Annotated in this window: 24 protein-coding genes and 4 pseudogenes; 9 read left to right on the forward strand and 19 right to left on the reverse strand. The window is 42.6% G+C overall.

Going from position 1 to position 26,181, the window contains the following annotated elements; all coding sequences use genetic code 11:
- Positions 1–4: 4 nt before the first annotated feature.
- Positions 5–325, reverse strand: coding sequence for a PilZ domain-containing protein (locus tag ABXS75_15625; GenBank protein ID XCP84474.1), 321 nt, complete (start codon positions 323–325; stop codon positions 5–7).
- Positions 326–680: 355 nt separating this feature from the next.
- Here ABXS75_15625 and ABXS75_15630 point away from each other — a divergent pair, with 355 nt between their 5' ends.
- Positions 681–1,220: a helix-turn-helix transcriptional regulator gene (locus ABXS75_15630; GenBank protein XCP84475.1), complete on the forward strand. Its 540-nt coding sequence runs from the start codon at positions 681–683 to the stop codon at positions 1,218–1,220.
- Positions 1,217–2,041, forward strand: coding sequence for an alpha/beta hydrolase (locus tag ABXS75_15635; GenBank protein ID XCP84476.1), 825 nt, complete (start codon positions 1,217–1,219; stop codon positions 2,039–2,041). The genes ABXS75_15630 and ABXS75_15635 overlap by 4 nt, the downstream gene beginning before the upstream one ends.
- Before the next feature lie 65 nt (positions 2,042–2,106).
- Here the strand turns inward: ABXS75_15635 and ABXS75_15640 are convergent, their stop codons facing one another.
- The 5 genes from ABXS75_15640 to ABXS75_15660 form a co-directional block, all read right to left on the reverse strand.
- Positions 2,107–3,216: a glycoside hydrolase family 172 protein gene (locus ABXS75_15640; GenBank protein XCP87174.1), complete on the reverse strand. Its 1,110-nt coding sequence runs from the start codon at positions 3,214–3,216 to the stop codon at positions 2,107–2,109.
- 6 nt (positions 3,217–3,222) lie between these two features.
- Positions 3,223–4,050 (reverse strand): carbohydrate ABC transporter permease, encoded by an 828-nt coding sequence (locus ABXS75_15645; GenBank protein XCP84477.1) that lies wholly within the window; start codon positions 4,048–4,050, stop codon positions 3,223–3,225.
- Positions 4,047–4,970: a sugar ABC transporter permease gene (locus ABXS75_15650; GenBank protein ID XCP84478.1), complete on the reverse strand. Its 924-nt coding sequence runs from the start codon at positions 4,968–4,970 to the stop codon at positions 4,047–4,049. Before ABXS75_15650 ends, ABXS75_15645 begins: the two co-directional genes overlap by 4 nt.
- 178 nt (positions 4,971–5,148) lie before the next feature.
- Positions 5,149–6,129, reverse strand: coding sequence for an extracellular solute-binding protein (locus tag ABXS75_15655; GenBank protein ID XCP84479.1), 981 nt, complete (start codon positions 6,127–6,129; stop codon positions 5,149–5,151).
- The gene (locus tag ABXS75_15660) at positions 6,126–7,592 is read right to left on the reverse strand and encodes a glycoside hydrolase family 32 protein (protein XCP84480.1); all 1,467 of its coding nucleotides are present in this window, start codon (positions 7,590–7,592) and stop codon (positions 6,126–6,128) included. The genes ABXS75_15655 and ABXS75_15660 overlap by 4 nt, the downstream gene beginning before the upstream one ends.
- Positions 7,593–7,860: 268 nt before the next feature.
- Here ABXS75_15660 and ABXS75_15665 point away from each other — a divergent pair, with 268 nt between their 5' ends.
- Both ABXS75_15665 and ABXS75_15670 read left to right on the forward strand, forming a co-directional pair.
- Positions 7,861–8,769, forward strand: coding sequence for a LacI family DNA-binding transcriptional regulator (locus tag ABXS75_15665; protein ID XCP84481.1), 909 nt, complete (start codon positions 7,861–7,863; stop codon positions 8,767–8,769).
- Positions 8,661–8,906 carry a substrate-binding domain-containing protein gene (locus ABXS75_15670; GenBank protein ID XCP87175.1) on the forward strand — a complete coding sequence of 82 codons (246 nt, stop codon included), beginning with the start codon at positions 8,661–8,663 and terminating at the stop codon, positions 8,904–8,906. Before ABXS75_15665 ends, ABXS75_15670 begins: the two co-directional genes overlap by 109 nt.
- A 135-nt stretch (positions 8,907–9,041) precedes the next feature.
- Here the strand turns inward: ABXS75_15670 and ABXS75_15675 are convergent, their stop codons facing one another.
- The 13 genes and pseudogenes from ABXS75_15675 to ABXS75_15735 form a co-directional block, all read right to left on the reverse strand.
- Positions 9,042–10,268, reverse strand: coding sequence for an ATP-binding protein (locus ABXS75_15675; protein ID XCP84482.1), 1,227 nt, complete (start codon positions 10,266–10,268; stop codon positions 9,042–9,044).
- A gap of 216 nt (positions 10,269–10,484) precedes the next feature.
- A pseudogene (locus ABXS75_15680) lies at positions 10,485–10,621 on the reverse strand (transcriptional regulator).
- A gap of 39 nt (positions 10,622–10,660) precedes the next feature.
- Entirely contained in the window at positions 10,661–10,882 is a 222-nt protein-coding gene (locus tag ABXS75_15685; GenBank protein ID XCP84483.1) for a hypothetical protein, read from the reverse strand.
- A gap of 82 nt (positions 10,883–10,964) precedes the next feature.
- Positions 10,965–12,188 (reverse strand): hypothetical protein, encoded by a 1,224-nt coding sequence (locus tag ABXS75_15690; GenBank protein XCP84484.1) that lies wholly within the window; start codon positions 12,186–12,188, stop codon positions 10,965–10,967.
- The gene (locus ABXS75_15695) at positions 12,175–12,885 is read right to left on the reverse strand and encodes an ABC transporter ATP-binding protein (protein ID XCP84485.1); all 711 of its coding nucleotides are present in this window, start codon (positions 12,883–12,885) and stop codon (positions 12,175–12,177) included. Before ABXS75_15695 ends, ABXS75_15690 begins: the two co-directional genes overlap by 14 nt.
- A 492-nt stretch (positions 12,886–13,377) precedes the next feature.
- Positions 13,378–14,676: a GHKL domain-containing protein gene (locus tag ABXS75_15700; protein XCP84486.1), complete on the reverse strand. Its 1,299-nt coding sequence runs from the start codon at positions 14,674–14,676 to the stop codon at positions 13,378–13,380.
- Positions 14,673–15,392, reverse strand: coding sequence for a LytTR family DNA-binding domain-containing protein (locus ABXS75_15705; protein XCP84487.1), 720 nt, complete (start codon positions 15,390–15,392; stop codon positions 14,673–14,675). Before ABXS75_15705 ends, ABXS75_15700 begins: the two co-directional genes overlap by 4 nt.
- A 21-nt stretch (positions 15,393–15,413) precedes the next feature.
- Positions 15,414–16,250, reverse strand: a complete 837-nt coding sequence (locus tag ABXS75_15710) for a nucleotidyl transferase AbiEii/AbiGii toxin family protein (GenBank protein ID XCP84488.1) — start codon at positions 16,248–16,250, stop codon at positions 15,414–15,416.
- Positions 16,247–16,840, reverse strand: a complete 594-nt coding sequence (locus ABXS75_15715; GenBank protein ID XCP84489.1) for a type IV toxin-antitoxin system AbiEi family antitoxin domain-containing protein — start codon at positions 16,838–16,840, stop codon at positions 16,247–16,249. The genes ABXS75_15710 and ABXS75_15715 overlap by 4 nt, the downstream gene beginning before the upstream one ends.
- Before the next feature lie 150 nt (positions 16,841–16,990).
- A complete protein-coding gene (locus tag ABXS75_15720; protein XCP84490.1) occupies positions 16,991–17,641 on the reverse strand; it encodes a helix-turn-helix transcriptional regulator in 651 nt (216 codons plus the stop codon).
- Between the two features lie 167 nt (positions 17,642–17,808).
- Positions 17,809–18,747, reverse strand: a pseudogene (locus tag ABXS75_15725) (MATE family efflux transporter).
- Positions 18,748–18,856: 109 nt separating this feature from the next.
- Positions 18,857–20,329 (reverse strand): IS1182 family transposase, encoded by a 1,473-nt coding sequence (locus tag ABXS75_15730; GenBank protein XCP84491.1) that lies wholly within the window; start codon positions 20,327–20,329, stop codon positions 18,857–18,859.
- 97 nt (positions 20,330–20,426) lie between these two features.
- A pseudogene (locus ABXS75_15735) lies at positions 20,427–20,675 on the reverse strand (MATE family efflux transporter).
- A gap of 24 nt (positions 20,676–20,699) precedes the next feature.
- Between ABXS75_15735 and ABXS75_15740 the strand changes: the two are divergent.
- The 5 genes and pseudogenes from ABXS75_15740 to ABXS75_15760 all read left to right on the forward strand — a co-directional run bounded on the left by ABXS75_15740 (position 20,700) and on the right by ABXS75_15760 (position 26,175).
- Positions 20,700–20,882: pseudogene (locus ABXS75_15740) on the forward strand (PadR family transcriptional regulator).
- Positions 20,883–21,860: 978 nt separating this feature from the next.
- Positions 21,861–23,201, forward strand: a complete 1,341-nt coding sequence (locus ABXS75_15745; GenBank protein XCP84492.1) for an MATE family efflux transporter — start codon at positions 21,861–21,863, stop codon at positions 23,199–23,201.
- A gap of 69 nt (positions 23,202–23,270) precedes the next feature.
- Positions 23,271–23,930, forward strand: a complete 660-nt coding sequence (locus ABXS75_15750; protein ID XCP84493.1) for a response regulator transcription factor — start codon at positions 23,271–23,273, stop codon at positions 23,928–23,930.
- Positions 23,927–25,384 (forward strand): HAMP domain-containing sensor histidine kinase, encoded by a 1,458-nt coding sequence (locus tag ABXS75_15755; GenBank protein XCP84494.1) that lies wholly within the window; start codon positions 23,927–23,929, stop codon positions 25,382–25,384. The genes ABXS75_15750 and ABXS75_15755 overlap by 4 nt, the downstream gene beginning before the upstream one ends.
- Positions 25,372–26,175 carry a hypothetical protein gene (locus ABXS75_15760; protein ID XCP84495.1) on the forward strand — a complete coding sequence of 268 codons (804 nt, stop codon included), beginning with the start codon at positions 25,372–25,374 and terminating at the stop codon, positions 26,173–26,175. The genes ABXS75_15755 and ABXS75_15760 overlap by 13 nt, the downstream gene beginning before the upstream one ends.
- Positions 26,176–26,181 lie beyond the last annotated feature (6 nt).

Below are 26,181 nucleotides of genomic sequence, written 5' to 3' on the forward strand. Positions count from 1 at the left end.
TCCCCTATAAAGAAATTCTTTTAAAAAGAACCTTTAACAGATCTTCCGTAAATTTCTTCATGGACACGCCCACCTTGATACTTCCGTCCTGCTGCTCTATCACATGCACCACGTCAGCATACATAATCGCTGTCTCTGTTATGACAACAATGTCCTTATCCCGGATATCAGGACTGCCTGCCTCCATCCGAAAACCAATCCCCAAAGGGCTCATGTCCTCGATCTGTACATAAAGCATTTCCTCCGTCTCCCGCACAACGATAATTCCATTGGTCCTAAATTGCACTCTTTCTATACTTCTGCGCTCTCTTCCCTTTGTTTCCATATTTTCCCTTTCTGAAAAATCCAACTAAACCGGTAACTAGAGTATTCTTTCTACGTCTTAGCACCTTTCATTTGTCAGCATTTCACAAAGTAGACGCCAAGAAACACTTCAAAAAAACTCTTTATTATCCATCATATAAACTTTTTTATATATATAAACATTATATATTAACTGTTTCGAAAAGTCTACTATTTGTTACAATTCTCAGTGCCAAAGAATTTCTCAATCCTGATTTGCATTTGTGCATATAAAACAACAACAGCATAATTCAGACGTTTTTCTCTCTGCCTCTTGACTTTCACCCAGATTATATTATAATGGTAATATTACTAATAGTAACATTTGGAGGACGACAATGGACAACATCATTCTTGGGCTTTTGCTCTTATGTAACAGAACGATATACCAATTAAGAGAGAGAATTGAAAAGGGATTGAATCTCATGTACAGCAGTAGTATGGGAAGTATACAGGCCGCTGTCAAAAAGCTGTTGCATTGCGGATATATCGATTATGAAGAAACTGTTGAGAACGGGAAATATAAGAAGGTCTACCGTATAACAGACAGTGGAAAACACTATTTTCTTGAGTGGGTAAATGCGCCGCTCGACCAGCAGGGCGTCAGATTCCCGGGATTGGTAAAGGTCTATTTTATGGGTTTCTCAGATAAGGTGAAGCGAGAAGCAAGCCTACAGCATTATTTGTCGTTTTTAAGAGAACAGTATTGTGCTCTGGAAATACTATGTGAGGAAGCAAAAAATACTGATATCCCTGAAAACGCTAAAGAAATCTTTCATTATCAGCTTGCATCCGCTTTTTATGGAAGGGACCTTTATAAATTCAATATCGATTGGTTTGAAAATCTGTTAAATAAAATGAGGAACGGTGAAATATGAAACAGAATAAATTAAAAAACTCTCCTATCGTCTATTATGTCAGCAAAACAGAGCAAAAAGAATGGGTTCTGTTCCTCCACGCTGCCTTTGTCAATCATAAGATGTTCAGAACGCAGATCGAGTATTTCCAGGATAAATACAATGTACTGACTCTCGATGTGATCGGCCACGGGAATTCAATCGACACACAAAAAGACGACACCATAGATAAGATGTCGACATGGATCAGCGAAATCCTGAAAAAAGAAAATATTGATAAAATACATATCGTCGGAGTTTCACTGGGCGCCGTATTAGCACAGGACTTTGCCAATCAGTTTCCCCAAACGGTACAATCCCTCGCCTGTTTTGGCGGATATGATATCAACAATTTTGATGCGGGCATGCAGAAGGAAAATAGCGTGGCCCAGATGCTTATGATGCTGAAAGCGATATTCTCTATCAAATGGTTCGCGAAATCAAACAAAAAAATATCTGCATATACGCAGCAAGCGCAAAAAGACTTTTATGAGATGAATATTGAGTTTCCAAAAAAATCTTTTCAGTATTTAGCATCTCTAAACTCTATGGTAAATGTTCGGCAGACAGCACCAAGAGACTATCCTCTGCTGATTGGCTGTGGAGAGCATGATATTCCATCGGAGTTATCTGCCATAGAGATGTGGAAGAAAAGCGAGCCGGAATGCAGCATGGTTATCTTCCGGGGTGTAGGACATTGTGTGAACATGGATGTTCCTCAACAGTTTAATAAAACACTGGAAGAATTCTGGATTTCCACATTAGTAGACCCCTCCCGGCTTTCTGCGGAAAGGGTCTGCTGAGCCCGAAGATCCAAAATTCATATTCTATACTATGTGAAATATGTAAGTTGACCGATCTCGATATATTACCGTGGCCACCGCAATTCCTTATCCATCAGTTTTTCATACCGGTTATGCGGCTCCTTTTGATACCAGTAAGCCACACTGGACAAATCGTCCTGGCGTTCAAACAATCCGTTGAAACCCACCCCGATTTGCTGTACCGTAACCTTCAGTTCCGTTTCAAAGAAAATCGGATCTGGAATATGCCATCTGTAAAACCCTCTCATTGGAGGGCAGTCGTCATTGTGATATGGATTATGCACCGCCTCGTCATGGTTCGAGTAGTATGGATATCCCAAATACAAGGTACTGTAATTTTGCTCCACAGTCTTTCCGTTTACCTGTGTGGCAAAGCTCCAGGAACCGCCAAAATAATCCTCCATACCAGTTCCACATATAGTGGGATACTCTTCGTCGCCATCAATATAAAACTTGACTTCTCCTTCTCCCCACCAGTATCTCTGTAAGGTCGACAGTGCAAGATATGTTCCGACATACTGCCCTTGTCCCTTAATTCCATCAATTATCACATAATCCTTCCCGATTTCCGTAATTGGTTGACGCCGCCAGCTGGCGTGAAAATACGCTGTTTCGTCAGGCAGATCTTCATACAGGCAGTAATCCACCTGGTAGAAAAATGCCGGAATCTTGTTCACATGCTGATTCTCTATCTCAATCCTCGCCTTTTTTCGAAACGGCATCTGAAAGTACGAATTCAGTCCTCTCGACGGCACTACCGTTATTACACTTGAGTTAACCAGACATTCTCTCCCAAATCCACAACAGAAAAAATCTCCTAACGGCGTTTCCACCGATGGTTCTTTCTCGTCATCCCAATATATGCGAAGCACCAGATCCCTCAGCACGAAGCAGTCTCCTTCTGAAGTCCTGTCATCTACGGTTATCCATATATGGGTGATAATTCCGGGGCCTTCCATCTCTGCCAATACGACCGTATCTCCCGGTTCTATATCCTTAAGACAAGGACTCCCTTTTCTGGACGGTCCCAAAGGGCTTGCTGCCATTCCGCCGCGTCCCTTTTCACCATTTCTGTTTTCTGCATTAATCGCCCTGCTCCGGCCTCTCGTCAGAAAAGGCATGGCCGCAACTCCGGCCGGTAACTGTATTCTCATCATTCACTATCCTTTCGTTGCTCCTGCAGTCATTCCTGCTGTTACCCACTTATTAAGTGAAAAATAAATAAGCAATGGCGGAAGAATGGAAATTACGATTGCAGCAAAGGTCGAACCCCAATCTACATTCCCAAATGCTCCTACATAATCCTTAAGTCCCATGGCAACTGTTTTGGCGGAACTCTCACTAATAAATGTATTGGCAAAAATAAAGTCATTCCATATTAAAATACTGTACATGGACGCAATTGTAATAATTGTATTTCTCGAAAGCGGAAAAACAATCTGAAAGAAGATTCTGTAAGGCGAACACCCGTCCATAACCGCGGCCTCTATCAGCTCATTCGGTACAAAGCTATAGAAATTTACGAACATCATTACGGACAATGGCAGGGCAAACCCCACTTGCGGCAATATCATAGAAAAACTGGTATTCAGGATTCCCATTTTCCCGTAGAATATAAACAGCGGAATCAACGTAATCTGTACCGGAATCATAATTCCAAACGTAAAGAACGTATACAGGTTCTTCGTTCCCCGAACCTTAAATTTGGACAAAGCATATCCTGCCGTTGAACTGAGCGCTATGATCAGGATCAGGGAAATACTGGTCACCTTCAGGCTGTTCCACATGTATGTACCGATTTTTCCATCTGATAATACTTTGATAAAATTATCAAATGTGATGCTTTTTGGCAGAGCGAACGGAGCCGAAGCAAGTTCCACCGTAGGCTTAACACTGGCTAAGAACAGCCATATTACCGGATAAATCTGAATCAGGAGAAAACCCAGTATTACAAGACCAAAAATTATTTTCAAACTCTTCTTTTTCAATTTTTCCGCCCCTTTCTCTGCAATCTTTCTATTTTTCTGGCCTCAGCTTCATCCTTCGACGTAAATAATTTGCGCAATACAAAGACTACCAAAATACTTTCTACAATGATGAATACTGCCAAAGCGCTTCCATATCCGTACTGATTACTTGAAAATGCTTTTTTATACATATATGTGGACATGAGTTCACTTGCATTTCCCGGCCCACCGCTGGTCAAAAGGAATGGAATATCAAATCCTCTGAGCGCTCCTGTCAGACACATTGTCAACGTAAGAAGAAGAATATCTTTAATCAAAGGTATTTTAATCTTAAATAATATCTGCAGTTCTGTTGCTCCATCCACCTTTGCCGCCTCATATACGCTCGGGTCCAGTGAAACCAGCGCCGCATAAAAGATAACCATATACATACCGGTAAATCTCCAGCCCTCCGGCACCGAGACCGCCGCAAGCACCGTATGAATATCAGCAAGCCATGGTTTTACAAACTGATCCATTCCCACAATTTGCAGGATCTGATTCAGAAGTCCCATCGGCTCTGTAGAATACATACTGCGGAACATCTGAGTAACTGCCACGGTCGTAATGATACAAGGTACATAATACAAGGTTTTGACCAGCGTTACTCTTTTCGTCATGTACGTTAAAAGGATTGCGAACAAAAGTCCTATAGACAATTGCATTATAACTACGATCAACAAATAAATCAAGTTGTTAAAGAACGCAGTATAAAATACCTTGTCCTTGAACATGGCTATATAATTTGCAAAGCCCACGAATTCCTTTTCCCCAATTCCGCCCCATTTCATGAAACTGAGCCGAATGGATTCTTCAATTGGATAAAATACCGCAAGAATGTAAAAAAGCAAACCCGGCAGCAGAAACACAAAAAATGCTTTTTTGTTACGTATTACTCCCATAAGTTCCTCCTATTTTATAAAGCTGCGGGTCCGGGAACCGTCTCCCGGACCCACTTTTACCGACTATTGTGTATTCGCTTCAATCGAGTCATCTACCAGTTTACAGAATTCTTCTGCCGAAAGATCTCCGGAAGCAAGCAGTAATAGGTTATCCTGCATGATCGTATTGGTATCTGCATCAAGATATTCCAATACCGGAATTTACACAGAATTCATTTGCCTTAGTCTTGGCTCCTTCCATTGTCGGAAGATAGAAATAATCAATCTTTCCTGCATCATACGCCTCCTGCATAGCGGCAATCTCCCAGTCGCCGATATAATACATGGCAGACTTTCCATCCAGGAACATAGACTGTGCTGTGGCATAGTCTGTAGCGGCAAATCCTTCGTTGAAGTACTGGCCAATCTCCTGTGCGAATTTCACGCCTTCCATTCCTATTTCACTGCTCATCTTTTCCTTGCCGTCACGCAGGCTGATAATATAATCATTGCCCGCCTTTCTGAACGGAACCATAGCCAGATACCTCTGGACCGGCCATCTGTCAACGCCGTCCACGGAAATCGGAGTAACTCCATTATCACTTAATGTCTTACAGATATCCAGCCACTCTTCCATCGTCTCCGGAGGCGTCAGATTGTACTGCTCAAAAATCTCCTTATTATACCATGTCATCTCCACATGATATTCGAGCGGCAATGTATACATACTGCCATCAGTAAATTCCTGATATTTAAGAGCTGTTGGATAAAACGAATCATATTTTCCGTTATCCTGTAAGAATTTTTTCACATCCACCAGCATTCCTGCATCCACCAGCTCTTTACAGTACGGATCAGCGTCAATATCAATGATATCCGGCATATTTCCCCCTGCGATCAGAGTTTTCAGTTTTTGCAGATAGGAAGGACGATCTGCCGTAGTCTCAAACTCGATTTTCCACTTTCCACCCTTTTCTTTACTATACTGATCAGCTATGTCTCTCATTACCTGATCGATTGCCCCGTCTACCGGTCTGGAAGTAAACCATTTGACGGTCGTCACATCACCACTGTCCCCTCCGGCCTTATCGCCTTCAGTTCCCTTTTTGGATCCACATCCTGCTAACAGCCCCGCTACCATGCTGACTGCCAACAATACACTAAGTACTCGTTTTTTCATAGTGTCTTTCCTCCTTCATTGCTCTTGATTGAAAAGTTACTCATTTCTATGCTTCCTTGAACCACGTATACACCTCCATATCCTCCCTTATGGTCATACATACGCGTAGAAAGTGCAATCTCATCATTGATATATACAACACATATATCTTCTTCTCTTAAAATCAATATATGATACTCCTCAGCTGCCGGTAATCGCCTTGATGTCTCTATCTGATACGGCACATCACCGGCAATTTGCCATTGGTATATTCCCCGTTTCGACCTTGGCCACATATCCCACGCAGCCAGCCTGCGGTCCGGATCCATTTTAAGGAAATATCCTTTTTCCATATCAGCATTCGTATGTAATGCAACCCCAAATTCACAAGCCCCTTTTACACGGATATCCATCTCCAGCATAAAGCAGTCTTTGGGAAGCTCATACAAGCCGGCCCCCAAGGTCTCACTGTGTATCCCGACGTTCCCTGCTTTCTCTGATGTGTCTGCATTATAGGATACCAGCCCCGGCAATTCCTGGGTTTGTTTGTAAAACTCTTTCACGGCAGGAATAATTCTTACACTTAATTTTCCTGTCTCCCTATCCTGAATCACTTCATGGAACACCATCGTTCCGCCCCATTCCCAAGGTCCAAAATCGCAATTCCCGTATTTGCTTGCTATCCATCCAAAGGCATATCGTTTTCTGCCGTCTGAGGCAGTTTTAACTGCATAATTAGCTCTGGTATCGAACACATCGTCTTCGGGTATGATCCAGGTGCCATTCAGTTCCTTAGAATATCGATAATGTGTTGTAAACTTATCCGAAAATGTCGAATAAACAAGATACCAGTAATCACCCATTCGGAACACTTCTGGGCACTCCATTGTCACATACATCTTTGGATCATAAAACGGTTCCTCATAAGTCCAGTGATACAAATCCTCTGACCTGCATAATGCGATACAGCCGCCCCGCAGCTCCCCAGCGTCCTTGTTCCTCGCCGCCAGAAGCATATAGTAGCACTGCTCTTCTTCAACCCAAAAAACATATGGATCGCGCCAGTCAAACTCCTCATAACGTTTTCCATCCGCTGCAAAAAGGAAGGTTTCATCCGTAACAAGATGTTCCAAATCATCTCCTACTGCCTGCATGACAGATTGTATGGTCTTACCATTAATCTTAATATCCGCATTAAATGCTGTGTAAAATGCATGATATTTCCCATCTGCATCCTTCACTACAGATCCTGTGTATGCATTTTTGTTTGGTCTGTCATCATTGCCACGCGATATAGCCTCACCCTTATATTCAAGATTAACAAAGTCCTCCGTTGTCACAAGATGCCAGGTCGTTTTCTCAGCATACTCCCCGTCTCTGATCCGCGGATCATGCAGATAAAACCCATAATATCTTCCTCCCTCCCAATACGGAATCAGATCTCCTACCCATGCATTCTCCGGTCTAAAAAATAGCTTTTTCATATTTCACCCGCTTTCAATGCACTATTTGCACTATTGCATTTTGTGCTTTTGTTTGTATAAATAGTAGCATTTATGCACCAAATTTTCAAGTCATTTCACTATTATTACTATATTTCCCTTATTTACACAGTATTTCTAATACTTTATTATACATATTTCACATCTTATATAGTGCATTTCGTGCATTTTACACTTTTTCAAAGTTTCACACAGTTTTTTCTTCCTTTATACAAACTATAATGCTAAAATAGCTTTAGGAGGTAGCCATATGAAATGCACAATCAAACAACTTGCAGAAGAATTACATTTATCAAGGAATACCGTGTCTAAGGCACTCAAAAACAGTAATGATGTATCCCCCCATACAAAGCAGCGTGTGCTAAAAAAGGCAAAAGAACTAAACTATACCGATATCGACCTCATCGATTCTCCACTCCCTGTGCATGGTCATTCGAACACTTTTTATAATGGATCTATTTTATTTTTGACCAAAACCTATGCACAGGATTCTGAATTTTGGACCACTGTTTTAAAGGGAATCGATAAAATTCTCTCCAACGCACACTATCATTTACTTATAGGTATTATGTCAGAAAGCGATCTGAAAAAATTGGAGTTTCCCGCTTCCATAAAGGATCCTTCTGTAAAGGGGATTATCATAGTCGAAATATGTAACGAGGATGTATGCAAGGCCCTGTTGGATTATCATCTTCCCATTGTCTCCATTGATATGCCAAGAGAATATGATAGTTTTATGGGTAAGCTAGATGTAATTACTATGGAAAATAAAATGAATATTCATCAGATTACTGACCGCCTTATCCGCAAAGGCGCTAAGCGTTTCAGTTTTGTAGGAGATCTTTCTTCCCGAAATGTAAGCCGTGGTTTTCAGGAGCGGTATGATGCTCTTTGTGAGGCGCTGGAATATCACCATCTCTCACTGGATCAGGAGTGTTCTCTTTTTCATGAAACAGATGAAGACTTTCATGACTTCCAGTTGATTATAAAAAGCTGCAGGCCATGTCCTCTCTTCCCGATGCTTTTATATGCGGAAATGATTGGACCGCCATACAGCTTATTTATGCTTTACAGTTTTTACAATATCAGATTCCAAGAGATGTCAGTGTTGTTGGATTTGATGATATTTCATCGTCTGAACGCATCAGTCCGGCCTTGACGACAATCCACACTCCTAAACTGCATCTGGGAATCGCTGCTGCGAGACAAATACTGGAGCGGATTCAATATCCGGATACGCCATACGTATATTCTCAGTATGCCACAAGACTAATTTTAAGAGATTCAACTGTATGAAAACGACACTTTTAAAAAAACAGCGTATGCCTTTTCGCTCTTTTCCAGCAAAAAGGATACGCTGTTTCTTATTCCTCTTCAAATAATTTTCAAAATAATGTCCACTGGACGTTTTTATCGTATGCTTGGCAACATTTAGATTAAATTGCACGGAATAAAACAATTTTTCGTATCAATCGGAATAACTTCCTCACACATACAGACAATTCCGCCATCGCCCCGCTCCAGTTTTGCTTTATCAAGCAGTTCATACTTTCGTACCTCACGCCGGTCCGGATTTGCAGATTTTTTGATTTCCAGAGGATGAATTACTCCGTTTTTTTCTACAAATACATCAATCTCTTTTGCATTGGAATCCCGATAATAGGTCAGATTTGCCCTGGAAGGAGCATAAGCAAAATTTTTGAGCAATTCAATTACTACATAATTTTCAAAGTAATGCCCACTGGCTGCCCCATTCATCAATGTATCTCTGGTAAGCCACATGGACAGATAGGCGCACAGACCTGTATCACAAAAATACAGCTTTGGCGTTTTCGTCAGGCGCTTTAATTCATTGTTGGCATAAGGAGGTAACAGGTAAATAATACCGAGACCTTGCAGCAGCCTTACCCATTCTTTTGCCGTTGGCTGAGAAATTTCAGCCGCCTCTGCCAAATGCTTATAATTGACCTGTTCCGCAACCAGAGCGGCACAGGCATTCAAGAATTTTCGAAAACGTACCGTATCGGTAATACCACCTTCCTCAGATACATCCCGCATAAGATAGGTTTCAATATAAGAATTATAGTATTCCTGCCTTTGCTCAACATCTGCCTGTAGCGCATCCGGCATACCCCCGCGCCAGATATATTCAAACACATCCACGATGTCATTCTTCTTTGCAAGATGCTGTCTTTCCAGCAAGCAGGATAAAGAAAAATCCAATTCATTCGGGAAATTCAGCTCTTCTACTTCATTTTTAGACAGACTGTAAAGTTCCAGAATTCCTATTCTCCCCGCCAGTGTTTCGCGGATATTCTGCATCGTCTTATATTGCTGCGAACCGGTAAGCCAGAATAGACCTCGTTCCTCACTTTCATCACACATAATTTTTATCTGCTCAAATAATTCCGGCGCTTTTTGAATCTCATCAATAATAATCGGCGGTTTATACGTCTGGAAAAACAGAACTGGATCCGACTTTGCAAGAGTACGGGCCATCGTGTTATCCATAGAAACATAGGTACGGCTTTGCTCTGCTGCCAGGTGCTTTAGCATAGTCGTTTTTCCGACCTGCCTTGCACCTGTTACAAGTACTGCCTTGAAAAAGGAACTCATGCGTAAAAATTTGCGTTCCAACGTGCGTTTGATATATATCATTGTATAGCCTCCTTGGATTTATGAAAATATAAAGTATACTTTATTTTATCGTAAATTCTTTTTCATGTCAACGCCCCGAAAATCTTTACAGTTGATTGCAAATTAACATTTTCTACTCTTGCTTCTTTTTCATATATTTCCCAGATTTCGCTGCCTCTATAGCCAGACATAGTAAAATAGCAAAAACCGCAATCTGCATAATTTCTTTCCTCCTTCTTAAAAGTAGAATAATTCTTCAAATTTTTTTCCAGAGCTATACAAAGTATCAATGCCAATTTAGCCGTTGGATTGAACTGCCCTATCTCAATCGAATTGATTGATTATTGCCAAGTGTACACACCAATAATTTTTGCAAAGTTTTCTTGGCATTTTGACTTGACAGGCAGAATCTACTATCCAAACACCTTTTTTATTTTTTCAAGCTCTTTCTTCGTTTCCACCCAATTCTCTACATGACCACAGTCACAGCAAACATACCGTATCACAGGAATCTTCCCGATTAAAGTGGCTGTTGTCGTGTAAATATTATTACCGCTGGCATGACGGTACGGGTTGTCCGGGACCCGCACAATATTTTCGGAATGACATTTTGGACATTTTCCAGTATATTTCATTTGCACCTCCTACAAATAACTAACAAATCTGCAATTTTCAGGATTCTATTGTAACCTGTTTTTTGTTCCTGTTTTTCATAAGCTAATTTAAATTACCTAACAGGGCAAGAACTACACCTTCTACAATCAGCAGTCCCATCAACAAATAAATCGCCCATGTCACACTTCCCGTGGCGCCGCTCACAAGCATCATCAAAATCGGAACAACATATTTCCGGGGATGGTGCCACAGGTCGCTTTCGATTTTCCAGTTTCGGATAGGGTGCCGCCATTCTAACAGTACCGATAATATTGCACTCTGAAGGGCAAATAGCATCGCTGTTACCATATCCAGACTGTCGATGCCGCCATTTTGAATCTGCCAGCTGATCAAATAAATGCTGTTTGTCGACATGTTGACGCTAAAAATAAAGAAGCAATAGCGGCTGCAAAAGCGGATGGCTTGCCCAGGCAGCGCCCGGATTGCCTGCTCCAGGGCGGGATCACACGAAAGCAGAATGCAGATCGGCGTATTCAGGCACAGAATGGCAAAACCAAGAGGCATTGCATTTAAGCCCTCAAGCTGCCCCAGCATAAGCGGGAGAAAGCAGGCGATCGCCCAAAGTCCGACAGTATTCACCAGATAGCTTTTATTGGTGAACAGATACCGAAGCAGGTATAGCAAAACATTTCCGCTTCCTCTTGAGCGGCTTATCAGTTTCTTTGCCGGCGCAGGGCGGTAAAATGTATATACGTCCGTTGCCAGCAGATAACAAGTGGCCGCTACTATGCTGGTCAGAATAATTCCGCCAAGGAGCATGAGCGGCTTTACAAAGAAAACAGATAATAACACGCCACAGTTCCAGAAAACACATAAAAAAATGGGAACCATATGTTTCTTTTCCGACATGGCGTACCATGCCGCTGCCAGGGTGCAGCCGTTACAGGCACACAGCACAGCCATCCCAATCTGTGCAATACTCGACGTTCCAATCACCCAGAAAATGGTCAGAACAGGCAATATTTTGGTAATAAAAGCGTAACCTCCAAACGCCAGCAGATAGGAAATAACAAATCTCTTGTTATGAAAGGGAAGTGCAAACAATCCCATCATCCTGTCCGCATTCCCCGCAGAACTGATTCCCTGCCACATCACCTCAAACGAGAGTGCTGTTGCCGTAAGAAAAAGGATAAACGGGGCAATCGTCACCTTGATCTCCGCCGCATAGAGCGCAAGGAAAATAATGAGGCAGACCAACAGGCTTTTTGTAATACGCTCATATCGTGCACCGAACAGTTGCTTAGAAAATGCTTTAAGAGGCTTCATAATCGGTAAGCACCTCCCGTATGTTATCGGTTTTAATCTCCTGCCCGGTAAAGCTGCGCCTGATCCGGCCCTGTTCCAGGACAAGCACCCGATCAGAAGTCAGACAGATACTTTCCAGAATATGAGAAGAAAACAGAACCGTCCCATAATGCCGGTAGTCATTGATCTGCCGATACAGAAATTCGGTACTCTGGAAGTCAAGCCCATTCACAGGTTCATCCAGAAGAAGCAGCCCGGGCCGAAGTGCAAAGGCCGTAATCAAATAGGCTTTTTTCAGATTGCCTGTAGAAAGCTCCTTTAGCAGCACATTTGTATATTCTTCAAAATGGAACCCCTGCACCAGTTCCGTAACATCCGGCAATTTTGCATGGTACGAGGAAGCAACATAGGACAGGTATTCATAAAAGGTGAAATACTGAAAAGAATGATCTTCCGCAAACACGGTATAACGGTTCTGCTTAAAAGTCCTATCCCGAAAAGAGCTCGGCTGCCCGCAAAAGCTAATCTGCTCCGCCCGAAAGCTGCCGATCAGACCGGAAAGTGTTTTCATGAATGTGGTTTTGCCGGCTCCATTAAGTCCGATCAGACCGACGACCTCATTTTCTCCTAAATCAATTGAGAAATCGGAAAGTACCGGCTTTTCCGGCGTGTACCATACCCGCAGGTTTTTGATCGTAAGAAGTTTTCCACCACACATTTCCATTTACCCCCAATTATCTCTGTTTTTCTTCCAAATTGTATACCTTGTAAAACGGCCGAATGGCCATACGGGATGCCCTTGGGTATAGGCAGAATACAGAAACACACCGCCTAAAACAACATACATAAGTGCAAATGGGATGTTAGCCGTAATGAAACTGTAAATAGCACAAATAACAAAGATCACCCCTAAGATAAGACGAAAATAAAAATGACGCATAACCAATTCCTCCTTAAAATTTTAGATTGCTTTTGTTTACAGGTACAACATACCAAAAAAAGTGCATTTCTGCGATTTTGTCCGTAAACTGCAGGATTTTGACCACGAAAATATCACAATCCATCGACTTCTTCCTACCAATTAAATAATCTGCCAGACTTTGCTTAAATAAATATACCAAACCGAGATGCTTGGCAACTAAAAAACTGCAGAGCATTTTTCACTCCACAGTCCTTCTTCCATGTTTTTGTTCTGTTATAATTCTATTTATCATTTTTCACACATCGGATGATAAGATAAAGTGGCGACCGCCCTGAAAATAGCTCCGGCATATGTCGTCTGTACCATACCATCATATTTCTCCGCCGCTGTCCGGGCGCTTTTTAATCCCCATCCATGCAATCCCTCTTCCTTTTTTGTTGTTCTTAAGTTCCCGCCTTCGGCTTTTATCACATCTGCAAACCCATTCTCTACTTTGATCACAAGCATCCGGTTAATGCGGCGGATTGTCAGGGAAACAAATCTCTGCCCCGAATCCGGTACCTTGCGTGCTGCCTCGAGCGCATTGTCCAGAAGATTGCCCACGATCGCACACATGTCTGCGCTCCGTACATTGGTATGGCGCGGGAACTCTGCCTGCACATCCATCCGTATCTGTTCTGCCAGTGCAGACGCCATCTTACTGTTGATCAAAAAGTCCACTGTCTCATCGCCCGTCCACGCCGTATCCGCCATCTCCCTGACCGGCTCCTGCAGTTCATCCAGATACGCCATAGCGCCGCCATAATTTTCATGCAACAGCATCTGCCTTAACGCCCCAATATGATTATGGAAATCATGAAAAAGCTTTGCATTGACTTCATAGGCCTGATTCAGTGCAGTATAATCATGCTCCAGCAGTTCCGCCTGTTCTGATTTCAGCTTTGCCACTTCTTTTTCCACCTCGTACTGACGGCTCAACTGAAACACCAGTATCGACATCATTAGCACCATCGACAGAATGATCCACATAGTAAGGACATCATCCGAAATCGCTAGATATGACTGCTCTGATAAAGTCACAGCGGCAAAAAATCCGGCAATCACGATCACGGTCGTCAGATGGCGCCCCTCCTTCTCGCCCATATCCGGCTTTTTTAAAAGATAAACCATCAAAGCCACTACCAGAAAATGAAGTATCCAGACGGGAATCTGCCCCGGCAGACTGTTACCATCCAGATAAATTTCTGACTGGAATACCATTCCCATACCTGCTGAAAAAAGAAATTGCCAAATGGAAATCGCAATCTCATAAGAGATGCCAACGAACAGGCTCTTCCTCATATCTGATTTTCGCAGCCTGCCGGCGCAAAATGCGATCCAGACTGCTTCCACGCTCATCCGTAAAAAATTGTTTAAAGGAACGTAAGAAACAGCAAGCGTTACTGCAAATGAACCTGCCACGCCTACGAGAACCCCTTTCCTGTCCGGCCTATCTGCTGCCAAAAGTTTGTATATCAAAAACAGTCCGATCAGAAAGCGCAGGCCACCAGCCATCAGCTTGGAAATAAGAAGAAATGTCTCTGTCATATATGCATCCCCCAATAAGTGTTAATCTGCTCCTTTACCTTCTGAAGATGAGACCTGCTGACGGGCAGCGATGCCCCATTCTTCAGCACTGCCAGATTGTCCTTCACCTGCATGATATGAATAATATTGACAATACAGCCCCTGTCTATATAGATAAATTCATCAGACGCAAGTTCCTCATATACCTGTTGCAGACTCCTCCTTACCTTTGATACCCCGCCGGCAGAAATGATACTCGCATTTTTACCATCACGCTCAATATAATAGATCTCCTTATATGGTATCTTTTCCAGTCTGCTGTTCGTGCGGATCGTATAGACCTTTCCTTCCTCCAATTTGATCAGCTTCACAGCGTCCCCGATTGCCGTTTTGAGACGTTTATCTATATCATTTTTTGGCACATAACGAAATATGGATAATTCAAAAGCGTCAATAGCATATTCAATATGCGAAGTGATAAAGATGATTTTCACGTTCGGCAAAAACGGCTTTATCTTTTCTGCAATCTCCATACCGCTGCTCCCCGGCATCTCAATGTCCAGCAAAATCAGATCAAAAAAGAAACCGTCCTCCGTAATGTCGCAAAGCAGGTTATCGCTCCGGGTATAGGTCGTTATTTTCCCTGCACTTTGGCAGTTTTTCAAACATTCCTCTGTGATGCCGGTATTCTTTTGCACCATCTTTTCCTCGTCATCGCATATTGCAATCTGCAACATTTTCATCACTCCAAAATATATCTATTCTAATGCATCCATAATTTGCACCACTGTATTACAGGTATCTTGAAGTGCGACATCAGATGCATATTCAAAATTATGCTGATACACACCCCACTGTTCCTGCATCACCCGGCTTTCACTGACTGATTTCATAACATTTCTATAATCTGCGATAATGCCATCCGAACCTCTTTTATGTGCTGTAGCTAATAATGCTTGTTTCAAAGCCTTAGGATTAATATTTGAATACTGCAGTTTTGCCAGTATGTACACATCATAATAATCTCTCAGTCTTGTATTTTGGTCACCTCTTGATATAATGGTTTCAAGTTTCTCAGCTATGACCGTTTCCAGATTATATGCAAGTACCGAAATATTCCTATCTTCTAGCAACAATTTAAAGCTATATTCGATTTCCTTCGGTGTAATTTTATCGCCGATTGTAATATGCAGTTTCAAAGGAACTGCCATCGGCGGATAATTTGCCGTCAAATGTACTCTGTACCCTGTATATTCATCACCTTCACGAATTTCACCAATGCTGCGAAAAGAAAAAATAACATCATCATTTAATTCAATCTGACATATCTCTTCAAACATCTGCCTCACGGTTGTATCGTTTACAGGCAATCCCTTTATAGTCGCATCCATATCCATCGTTGCTCTTGTATCCAATCCTACCATAGCGGCAATCAGAAATCCGCCCTTTAAGATGAAATTAGGCCTATAATTTGATACAGATATTCTTTCCAATAATCTTTCAAGCATAAAATTCTGCATAACAAGTTGGGCAGAAATGTGCTTCTCTTTTGCTAATTTTTTTATAATCGCTTTCAATTGCATTGCATTTTTCATAGTAACATCTCCAAATAGGCTCTCAGTCTCGTTTCCACCTTGAATATTTTCGCATACTCTGATAGAAGTGGTATGTTCTTATTTTTCGAGGCTATATACCTTTTGAAGCTTTCGGATATAATCTGAATATCGGCAGAACTATTCGGGCGCAAAATATCACAGAGTGTCCTTTCTTTATTATATGCCCATACAAAATTCCCACCAGGAGTTTTAACTTCTTCCATGCCCAATCCATACCACTCTGCTTTACACTGGGCACATTTAACTTTCTCCTCTTTCGGCTTTGTCAGATTATAATTTGTCGGAAAAGTCATTGAATAAATATTAGGTGTTCTATCCGTTAATTCCCATAGGAACAATGCAGTTTCACGTGAAAAAACTCCTCGTTTAAAACGGTTTTGCAAATTAAAGATTTCATCCTCCCAAGCTTCCGGCAATATATAAATACCACGTGCGGACTTTTCAAGCATTCCTTTATCCACAAGATACTTCAAATTTCCACGGGAAAATCCAGCAGCAACAACCATTGCTGTTGTAACTGTACTATTATTCTGTTTTGCCATCTTTATTATTTCATCAGTTGCGCCCACTTGGATTACCTCCTGCTTACTTTTATGCTTATTATTTTATATAAAACAAGCGCAAAAGTCAATATCTCACAAAAGTTTGCACCCAGGCCTATATGTCTGAGTGCAGCATATCCGGTAAAGTAAAGTACAATCCGTTACAAACGCTTTATACTACTTTCTGTTCCCGACATAACCTTTTAAGCATTTCATCCCAATCCCGATTCCCAAACCAGCAATGGAAATCATCATTCCAGCCGGAATCATACCAAACTCGGGCAAATTAATTTTGCCAAATGAAACCATATTGGCAGCACTGAATGTTGCATACTCGGCAAGCATATACATAATGCCAAAAGCCAGCGAAGAAATCCATTTCCACTTTCCCCAGTAATTGTTTTTGCCAATTAACACAGAATACACAAATGTTGTCACGGGAAGCACGATCCACAGAAACATGATACTATACCCCATTGCGTCAGAGCCGCTTGTAAAAAACCAAAATACAATCAGTGAGATGGACCAGATTACAAAATAAGAAACAATTAAAATAAGTTTGGAAAGTTTATTCTTGCTTTTTACCACATTCGTACTTTCATCCAAATAATCCAGATAATCAGACATAGACTTTTCCTCCTTTAATAAGTGGTCAAGGCTAATATGATACAAGTCGCTCATCTTAACAACGCTCACAATATCGGGATATGTTTTCTCATTCTCCCAGTTGGATATGGTCTGCCTGCTCACGCCGAGCGCTTCTGCGACCTGCTCTTGTGTGAGATTTTCTTTTATGCGGGCGCTTTTTATTTTGCTGCCTATTTCCATTAGCCTTCTCCCTTCGATTTGTATTTGTATTATAGGCAATAGAAAAGAGTATGTCTATCAAATGCCTTTTACCTTAGCATTTTATCCATGTAAAAATGCTTTTACATCGGCGTTTTTCTGACCTGTCTCTTTTATTTTGTTGTAAGTATAACACAAAACTATAAGAGCTACCACCTCTCCGCCGCCAATTCCTTATGTAAATGTATCGCCATGACAACAGTAATCACCGCAGAAAAAACATCGGCAATTGGTTGTGCATATAAAATACCAGTAATCCCCCAGACCCCAGGAAGGATCAAAATCACAGGGACAAAACAAATTCCCTGCCTACACGCACCGAGAAAAAATCCTGCCGTGCCTTTCCCCAGCGCAAGAAATAAAGAAGAATACACCGTGTAAAATCCAAACAGCATAAATGAAACTCCATTTGCCATAAGGGATTTCGCCCCGACGTCAATCATCTCTACATTCCCTTCTGTAAACTGTGAGATAATCTGCGTAGATAAGGTAACCATCAGAAGACCTGCGACTACACAAAAGATTGTTGACCACAGAATCGAGGTCTTGACCGCTTCCCGAAGACGGTCAAATTTCTTTGCCCCGTAGCTGAATCCTGCAATCGGCTGGAATCCTTTCAAAAATCCGAATACCACCAGGGTTCCCATAGATGTCACTCTAGTAACAGCTCCCATCCCGGCAATTACCGCATCACCATATCCGCCAGATGCGCGGTTAATCAGTGCGATGGACAGACTGGTGAGAACCTGGAATGTCAGAGTCGGAACGCCTATCTTCAAAATCTCCGCCAGCATTTGCTTTGAAGGAGCAAAATCCCTGATGCGAAAAGAAAATGCACTTTTCCCACGAAGGACATAGAACAGATACACAATAGTGGACACAAACTGTGAAATAGCGGTAGCAATGGCTGCACCGGCAACACCCATATCAAACACATAGATAAAAACCGGATCCAGGCCAATATTCAATACCGCTCCCAACAGCAGCGCGCGCATCGTTGTTTTTGCTGCACCTTCACTTGTGACAATATTGTTCATAGTCACATTAAATACGTTGAAAATACAAGAAATCACGTAAATCCTTGCATAGATAAGGGCACTGAAAAACTTCCATTTTTTAAGTGGGAGTTTTTCTTTTATGACGATTTTTTGTGATTTTCAGTTCTTTTTCGATAAGATTACAGAATAATGCTATGGTTTAAGCCATAGCCAATTCCTGTAATCTTACTATCCTTTTTACATTTGCTGTAAATGCGGTAAAATACATTTGAACATGCATAGCAAATAACCCTCTTGAATCTGCTCTGCGCAAACCGTGGGCTTCTTTTAATTCTCCATTCTTTTCTTCTATCCTATGCCGGATTTTCATTCTCTCTTGGAAGTATTCACTTTCTTCAAATTTAAGCCTTTCCATGTTTTTCGCGCTTGCCTGCGTGATACTGTAACTCCGTTCTTTTGAGTTTGATTTTCCTACACGGCAGTTTTCTCTTTGCGGGCATTTCCGGCACTTAACTTTGCTAAATATATATCTTAAATAGGTGTTCCCGTTTTTGGCAGCTCTCTTTTCCACTCGCATGGAAAGCTCTCCGGCAGGACATTGCAGCAACCCTGCATCTTTATTGAAACAGAACCCCTCCGCAAGGTTTCCGTTTGCAGCCGCCGCTACAGCTGTATTCGTTCGGGCAATCAGTGCAATCTCTTTTCCGCATACTTCCAGATTATCATCACTGACATATGCCATATCTCCGATAACTTCTGTTACTTTTATTCCATTTTTCTGTGCTTTTTCTATCAGTTTCGGCAATTCCTGACCATCCGGTGCTCCTCCATCTGTTACACTTATCCCAGCAATCAGACGGCCTTCTGTCATTGCGAGATGATTCTTATACCCATAAAACGTACTGGTCGCCGTTTTGTGCCCAAACCGTGCATCTTTATCATCTTTGGAACGGATCTCTCTGATCTGTTCGTTCTCAAGCAGTTCTTTCATCTCTTTAGAGATTTTCTGTATCTTTTGATTTCCACAGGTTTCTATCCCTTCCTCCAGAACCTGGAGCAGTTCCTTCGTATAGGCGATCTCTTCGTCCAATCCTGCTTCCAAAGATGGTTTCTCTGGAAATCTCTCTGATAATTCAAAAGCATTTTTATAAATCTCTTTCCGAAGTTGTTTACTCATATCCCTCAGGATTTGTGTGGGGGATTTCGCTCGGACGGATGCAGTTGTGTGGGTAGAATCCACGATAATCGTTCCCGATTTGATTAGACCTTTGTCCAGAGCCTGCTGGATTGTTTCTTTCAGCATTTCCTCCAGAATATCTTCCGTGATGCGGGTCTTTCTGAATTTCGTCAGAAGACTGGGATCTATCATTTTTTCTTCTGGTTCCAGATCCAGAAAAAATTTATATGCCATGTCTGTCTGAGCACTGCTGATCAGGGTTTCATCGGACAGATCGTACAGCTTTTTCAGAAAAAGCAGTTTAAACATCATCTCCGGTTCTTTCGCCGGCCGCCCGAAATTTTCACAATACTGTTTACGGAGCATTGGATTTACAAAACTAAAATCTATATTTTCTTTAATTCTACGCAAAAGATGATTTGCTGGAATGATTGCATCATAAATCCCCTGATAGGGTGATAATGAAAGTTTCAACTGTGAATGGTCTTTCAACATGGCAGAACCTCCTTCCTCATGATTCTATTATAATGGATACATTAAAAAAGCCCAATTCTTTTTTAGAATCAGACTTTTTCAGTGCCCTTGCATAGATAAGGGCATACGGCAGAATTGTATCTGTTGCTCCCAATATCGTCAATAAGGGTTTTAGGAAAATTACGGCCAGAATAATCATAACTGCTCCAATCAGAACACTGCTATACAGTGCGGTACTGGCAACCTTATTGGCGGTATCTTTGTCCCCTCGCCCCAACAGTCTCGAGAGATAGGATGCGGCGCCATTTCCAAACATCAAACCTAAACCTACGACTACCTGTCCCAACGGGAATACAATGGAGATTGCCTGCCGGCAGACAAACAGAAAGCCTGCCTTACCGATATTGAAGAGAACGTAAAAGTTCTGAAATCCTATCTGGAGGAAAATATTCTTGCCAAAGAAAACGTTCCGGAAATACCGGAGACCGGAATGGCGGTCCTACAGCAACAGTTTATACTGGCTCAGTCAATTGAAACTTGGATTGCTTCTGTGAAAGAAAATCTGCAAAAATAATGACATAAATTGCCCTTAAGGCAGACATAAAGTAAGCGACGCAGCCGAGTTGTACGATCTCTCTCGTATAACTCGGCTGCGCTCTCTTCTTTCAGCCTTCGTTTTAAACTGCTCCCGTTCCTCTGCCTGGATAAATGCTCATCACTTTCATAAAACTTTTATTCACCTGATCCCTCATGTATAAACCTCTTATTCGCTTGCTCCCTCATGTACCACAGGAAAAGAAATCTGCATTTCAAATCCCTGTTCCCACTCGGAAATGACGTGCAAAGTGATACTCATTTCTTTCGCAAGATACAAGCCCATACCAGTGGCTTTTTCCTGCTGTCGCCGGTATCGCCGGTAAAACCCTTTTCAAATATATAGGGCAAATCACATTTCCGCACGCCAGTACCATTATCCTTGATACAAAGAACATATCGCCCCTCTTTTATAAGGGACTCAAAACACAGCCCCGGCTCATTTCCACTATATTTAACGGAATTACTGATAATCTATTTTTTTAATGATTCAATTTCAAGAATAGGTCTCATTTCGTTACCTCCTTTGCTACTGTCCTTATCATAGCATAAGACCATTCCTGAAAACACTTACACTCAATGAAAGGGTTGCCCTTTAAATTCGTCCTCTGTCACGAATTCAATAATTTTGTAACTCTTGCTTGGTGATGTTTAAAGCTACATTGGAAATACCTTTAAGGTAACTTACCCCTCTTTTTTAAATGAAACGGCTAATTTCCTCTATTTCATTAGCATAACCACCGTAGAATATGTGCACAGTCTAACATAGTTGTAGTTCATTTGCAAATGATTCTTAATTACTATCCATACTACTCATGGGTCGAAAAATGCTCTTGACCTAAAAATAGAGTGATGATATAATTGAAAAATCAAAGAGGCGTTTTGAAGTAACCCCTATGGTACAGCTTGACTGTACGGTAACTTCAGAACGCCTCTAATTTATTTTAGAGGAGGACTTATGAAACAAAATCAACGGAAATCAGCTTTCAGAACGGGAAAAGAATTGGTCCTTTTCAGTGTGCCACTGATTTTGAGTGGAATATTGCAACAACTTTATAATTGGGCAGATGCTTTCATTGTCGGACATTCAGCAGGGGAAGAAGCATTAGCGGCAGTTGGCGCGACATCTACAATCACTAATCTATTCATACTTGTTATAACAGGATTTACACTCGGCTTGTCCATATATGCCGCATATAAAAACGGTGAAAACGAGCAGGAAGAGGTTCGCCGCATTCTTTCTTCTTTTCTTCTTTTAGGTGTGATATTCCTTGTATTGTCCATTGCAGGAATCGGACTTGCCGATTTTATTCTTACGGCCATGAATACCTCAAAAGATATGTTTACTCCGGCAAGCTACTATTTGCGTGTTATCTTATTAGGTATTCCGATTCTTGTGGTTTACAATATTTATTCTGCACTCCTCAGAGCGCTGAATAATAGCAAGGCACCATTCTATTCCGTCTTGCTGTCTTCCGTTTTAAATGTAGTTTTGGACATTATATTTGTAAGCATTTTGCCTTTTGGTGTAATTGGAGCTGCGGCAGCAACCATCCTGTCCCAAATTGCTATGACTGTCTTTATTGTTTTTTATTCCATCAAAAAATATCCTGTGTTAAGATTTACACTCAAAGAAAAGCTAATCCACTGGGAGACAGTGCTAAACGGCGCAAAAATGGGTTGCCCTCCAGCAATCCAATCCTCCATAAATGCCCTCGGCAATATTGCTTTGCAAAGTTTTATGAACGGCTTTGGCACACATACCGTGGCCGCCGTCACAACTGCGTATCGAATTGACAGTATCATATTGCTTCCGATCACCAATCTAAGTTCGGGCATTTCTACAAAAGTTGCAAACAGTATGGGACGGAATGATCAAAAAGAAGCAAACAACTATCTATATACCGGATTTTTAATGATGATAGTCTTTTCAGTTCTGTTGACGGTACTAATGCCAATATGCGGCAGTTCACTGGTTGCATTTTTCGGAGTTGGCCCGGAAGCTACGGAGATCGGCAGACAGTTTTTTATAAATATAGCGAAGTTTTATTTATTCTTTGGCATGACATCTGCGTTGCGGGGATATACTGAAGGAATTGGCAAAGTCTTTGTGTCAAGTATGATTGGGATATTGGCGTTGGCTTCCCGTATCTCTCTTTCCTATCTCCTTGCCCCATCCCTTGGAAATATGTCCATTGCATATTCCGAGGGACTACAGTTTATATTGATGTTCACCCTTTACATGACCTATTTCTTTTACATTCAAAAGAAACTGAAAGGGGACAGATATTGTTTTTGATGCCAAACTGATGTCAAATTCATGTATAATGATTTTGTATGTATTTTGTCAAGAAGGGAGATGACATTTTTGCTGCAGATTTTAGTGGTAGAAGACGACAGACCGATTTCCAAATTAATTTGCCTCAATCTAAAGAAAACAGGATACGCCTGCACCACTGCCTTTGACGGCATGAGCGCTGCCGATCTTCTGGAAAAGAACCGGTACGATCTGATCCTGCTGGACGTAATGCTTCCCTTAGTCGATGGATTTGAATTGATGGATTATATCCGCCCTTTGGAAATACCTGTCATTTTCATCACCGCAAAGGATTCCGTAAAGGACCGGGTCCGGGGGCTGCGTCTGGGGGCGGACGACTATATTGTGAAGCCCTTTGAAATGATCGAACTGCTGGCAAGAATCGACACGGTCCTGCGCCGTTATCATAAAACAGATGTAATCGTCCGAATCGGCGGACTTGAAATCGACACACGCTCCAGACAGGTATGGCGGGATGGTCTGGAAATCAAACTGACGAAAACGGAATACGGCTTGCTGCTTTTGTTTGCACGAAATCCCCGGCGCGCCCTTTCCCGGGAAACAATCTATGAACAGGTGTGGGGCGGCGAATTTCCTTTCGGGAGCAAAGTCGTAGATTTACAGGTACAGCGGCTGAGAAAGAAAGTGGGCTGGGATTCGATGCTTAAGTCCGTCAACCGTGTAGGGTACCGCCTTGAGGCCACAGTATGAAAGTTCGAATGAAAATTACCCTTTGTGTATTGGGACTGCTCTCCCTGCTATTGGGAATCGGCAGCAGTTTCCTGATTTCTTTATCCTTTCAGGATACCCTGGCGAGAGAAAAAGATACTGCCTTTGGCTCCTACAAAATGATTTTGGAAACGCTTCAGCTCGTAGGGGAATTCAATCCTTCTCACGACTACGATACCGTGGATCAGGTAATAAGGCAGCTTGATCAGCAGACCTCGCGTAACTGGCTGGCGCTTTCCCTGTCCTCAGAGAGCGGTTACGCCTATGAATCCGATCAGGCCGGGCATTATTTCACCGAGATGAACGTCCACCGGACGTTCACTCAGGCATGCTTGGCAACTAAAACAGCCGGCACTACCGATTCTGGAACCGTCACTTTTCGATATGAAACAGACCCCACCGGAAACCGGTATCTGCTTCTTGCCGGCACCTTCCCTGCGGTGGGCGACACCCTGACCCTTCGCATGGCCTATGATATTTCCCCGGTCTATCGTATGCGGCAGGTGCAACAGCAAATCTATCTGCGCCTGTTCCTGGTCATGCTCCTTATCGGCAGTGTGCTTTCCTACGCCATGTCCAGACTCATTACCGCTCCCCTCGAAAAGCTCTCCACCGCTTCCCGGGCCATCGCGTCCGGTGATTATTCCAGCCGCGTGGGCCTTTATGCCACAGATGAGATTGGAACGGTCGCCGCAGATTTTGACACGATGGCCGAGCAAATGGAGCAGTATATCCTGAAACTCCAGGAATCCCTCCTTCGGCAGGAACGTTTTATGGGCAGCTTTGCCCATGAACTGAAAACCCCTATGACCTCCATCATAGGCTACGCCGAACTGCTCCGGGAAGAAATATTATCACAGGAAGAACGTGTGGAGGCGGCAGACTACATCGTTTCCGAGGGAAAACGTCTGGAACGGCTTTCCCGGAAACTTTTATCTCTGTTCGGCCTGAAACAGGAAGCCCCCTCTTTCTCTGCTGCCAATCCCGCCGCCATCGTCCATGCAACAGTAGAACAGCTTGGGCCGCTCTATGAAACTTTGAATATCCGCCTTGTCTGCAAATGCCAGGGCGGCGTCTGCTATCTGGAAACTTCCCTGGTTCGTTCCCTGCTGCTCAATCTTCTTGATAACGCAAGGAAATCCATGGATAGCGGCGGCACAATTCTGATTCATCAGGAAATGCTGGCAGACGGATGCCGCATCCGCATTCTGGACGAAGGACGGGGCGTTCCCTCTGAGGCCCTGCCCCATTTGACCGAAGCCTTCTACCGGGTAGATAAAGCACGTTCAAGACAGCAGGGCGGCGTCGGGCTCGGACTGGCCTTATGTAAGGAAATCGTGGAACTACACCACGGAACAATTCGCATAAGAAACCGCAAAAAACGAGGAACCAGCGTTACCGTAGAGTTGAGAGGAGGAAGACCATGCACAAAATAAGAAATAGCCTGCTGATTCTTTTGACGCTCGTACTGCTAACAACCGGGGCATTTCTGCCTCAGGTCTTGGCCATGCTTCAGGACCGGCAGCTGGAAAAAACAAGTGAATCGCGGGAACTTAATCAAGTACAGCTATTGATCCAACAGGAAATGAGCACGGTTCAGCTCCTTGGCCTTCTCGGAAATGAGCACACCAGCCTTGCCTGGGACGCAAGCGCCAGCCTTTCCGAAGAGGAGGCCATGGACTATGCTTTTGAAACCGCACAGTTCATGATCACAAACGGCATTTTGTCTTCCATGGCAATCGACGCTTCCTTTAACTTTACGAATCACTCCTTTAAGTCCGAGCATTTGAAGCTGCCCGACTGGGACGCCGCTGCCGAGCCGTATCTTGTCATTTCCAAGACGGAAAGCCATGCTGCCGTCCTTTGGAAATGCACCTGGAAAAGCACTTTAGGCGAAATTTATACCATGTGGATTGACGACTGCACAAGAATCCTGTGCGGCATGACCAGAACGAAGCCGAAGAACTCCGATACTAAAATATACACTGATTCCAAATCCCCTTACGTTTATGTTGAGGCAGCCGATATAAATGAACTGCTTGGAAATTGGGTCGCTTTTATCAATGATTATTATGGACTTCGGACATACGATTTTGTAGAAACGCATATAGACGATAAGCAAAATAGTATAGCGCTGTCTCTGGTGCTGGCGCCAGAGGAATCTCCCAAGGATACCTGTACGGTACGCCTGCTATACGAAGAAAAAAATATTTCTTTTATTATCTGATGCCGT

This window comes from Roseburia hominis (genome assembly GCA_040702975.1).
Classification (GTDB): Bacteria; Bacillota; Clostridia; order Lachnospirales; family Lachnospiraceae; genus Allocoprococcus; species Allocoprococcus hominis_A.

Bases quoted from the DNA above. Each gene is read 5' to 3' on its own strand.
- ABXS75_15625 (XCP84474.1), bottom strand. From the start codon at position 325: ATGGAAACAAAGGGAAGAGAGCGCAGAAGTATAGAAAGAGTGCAATTT.
- ABXS75_15630 (XCP84475.1), top strand. From the start codon at position 681: ATGGACAACATCATTCTTGGGCTTTTGCTCTTATGTAACAGAACGATA.
- ABXS75_15635 (XCP84476.1), top strand. From the start codon at position 1,217: ATGAAACAGAATAAATTAAAAAACTCTCCTATCGTCTATTATGTCAGC.
- ABXS75_15640 (XCP87174.1), bottom strand. From the start codon at position 3,216: ATGAGAATACAGTTACCGGCCGGAGTTGCGGCCATGCCTTTTCTGACG.
- ABXS75_15650 (XCP84478.1), bottom strand. From the start codon at position 4,970: ATGGGAGTAATACGTAACAAAAAAGCATTTTTTGTGTTTCTGCTGCCG.
- ABXS75_15655 (XCP84479.1), bottom strand. From the start codon at position 6,129: ATGAAAAAACGAGTACTTAGTGTATTGTTGGCAGTCAGCATGGTAGCG.
- ABXS75_15660 (XCP84480.1), bottom strand. From the start codon at position 7,592: ATGAAAAAGCTATTTTTTAGACCGGAGAATGCATGGGTAGGAGATCTG.
- ABXS75_15665 (XCP84481.1), top strand. From the start codon at position 7,861: ATGAAATGCACAATCAAACAACTTGCAGAAGAATTACATTTATCAAGG.
- ABXS75_15675 (XCP84482.1), bottom strand. From the start codon at position 10,268: ATGATATATATCAAACGCACGTTGGAACGCAAATTTTTACGCATGAGT.
- ABXS75_15685 (XCP84483.1), bottom strand. From the start codon at position 10,882: ATGAAATATACTGGAAAATGTCCAAAATGTCATTCCGAAAATATTGTG.
- ABXS75_15690 (XCP84484.1), bottom strand. From the start codon at position 12,188: ATGAAGCCTCTTAAAGCATTTTCTAAGCAACTGTTCGGTGCACGATAT.
- ABXS75_15695 (XCP84485.1), bottom strand. From the start codon at position 12,885: ATGTGTGGTGGAAAACTTCTTACGATCAAAAACCTGCGGGTATGGTAC.
- ABXS75_15700 (XCP84486.1), bottom strand. From the start codon at position 14,676: ATGACAGAGACATTTCTTCTTATTTCCAAGCTGATGGCTGGTGGCCTG.
- ABXS75_15705 (XCP84487.1), bottom strand. From the start codon at position 15,392: ATGTTGCAGATTGCAATATGCGATGACGAGGAAAAGATGGTGCAAAAG.
- ABXS75_15710 (XCP84488.1), bottom strand. From the start codon at position 16,250: ATGAAAAATGCAATGCAATTGAAAGCGATTATAAAAAAATTAGCAAAA.
- ABXS75_15720 (XCP84490.1), bottom strand. From the start codon at position 17,641: ATGGAAATAGGCAGCAAAATAAAAAGCGCCCGCATAAAAGAAAATCTC.
- ABXS75_15730 (XCP84491.1), bottom strand. From the start codon at position 20,329: ATGTTGAAAGACCATTCACAGTTGAAACTTTCATTATCACCCTATCAG.
- ABXS75_15745 (XCP84492.1), top strand. From the start codon at position 21,861: ATGAAACAAAATCAACGGAAATCAGCTTTCAGAACGGGAAAAGAATTG.
- ABXS75_15755 (XCP84494.1), top strand. From the start codon at position 23,927: ATGAAAGTTCGAATGAAAATTACCCTTTGTGTATTGGGACTGCTCTCC.
- ABXS75_15760 (XCP84495.1), top strand. From the start codon at position 25,372: ATGCACAAAATAAGAAATAGCCTGCTGATTCTTTTGACGCTCGTACTG.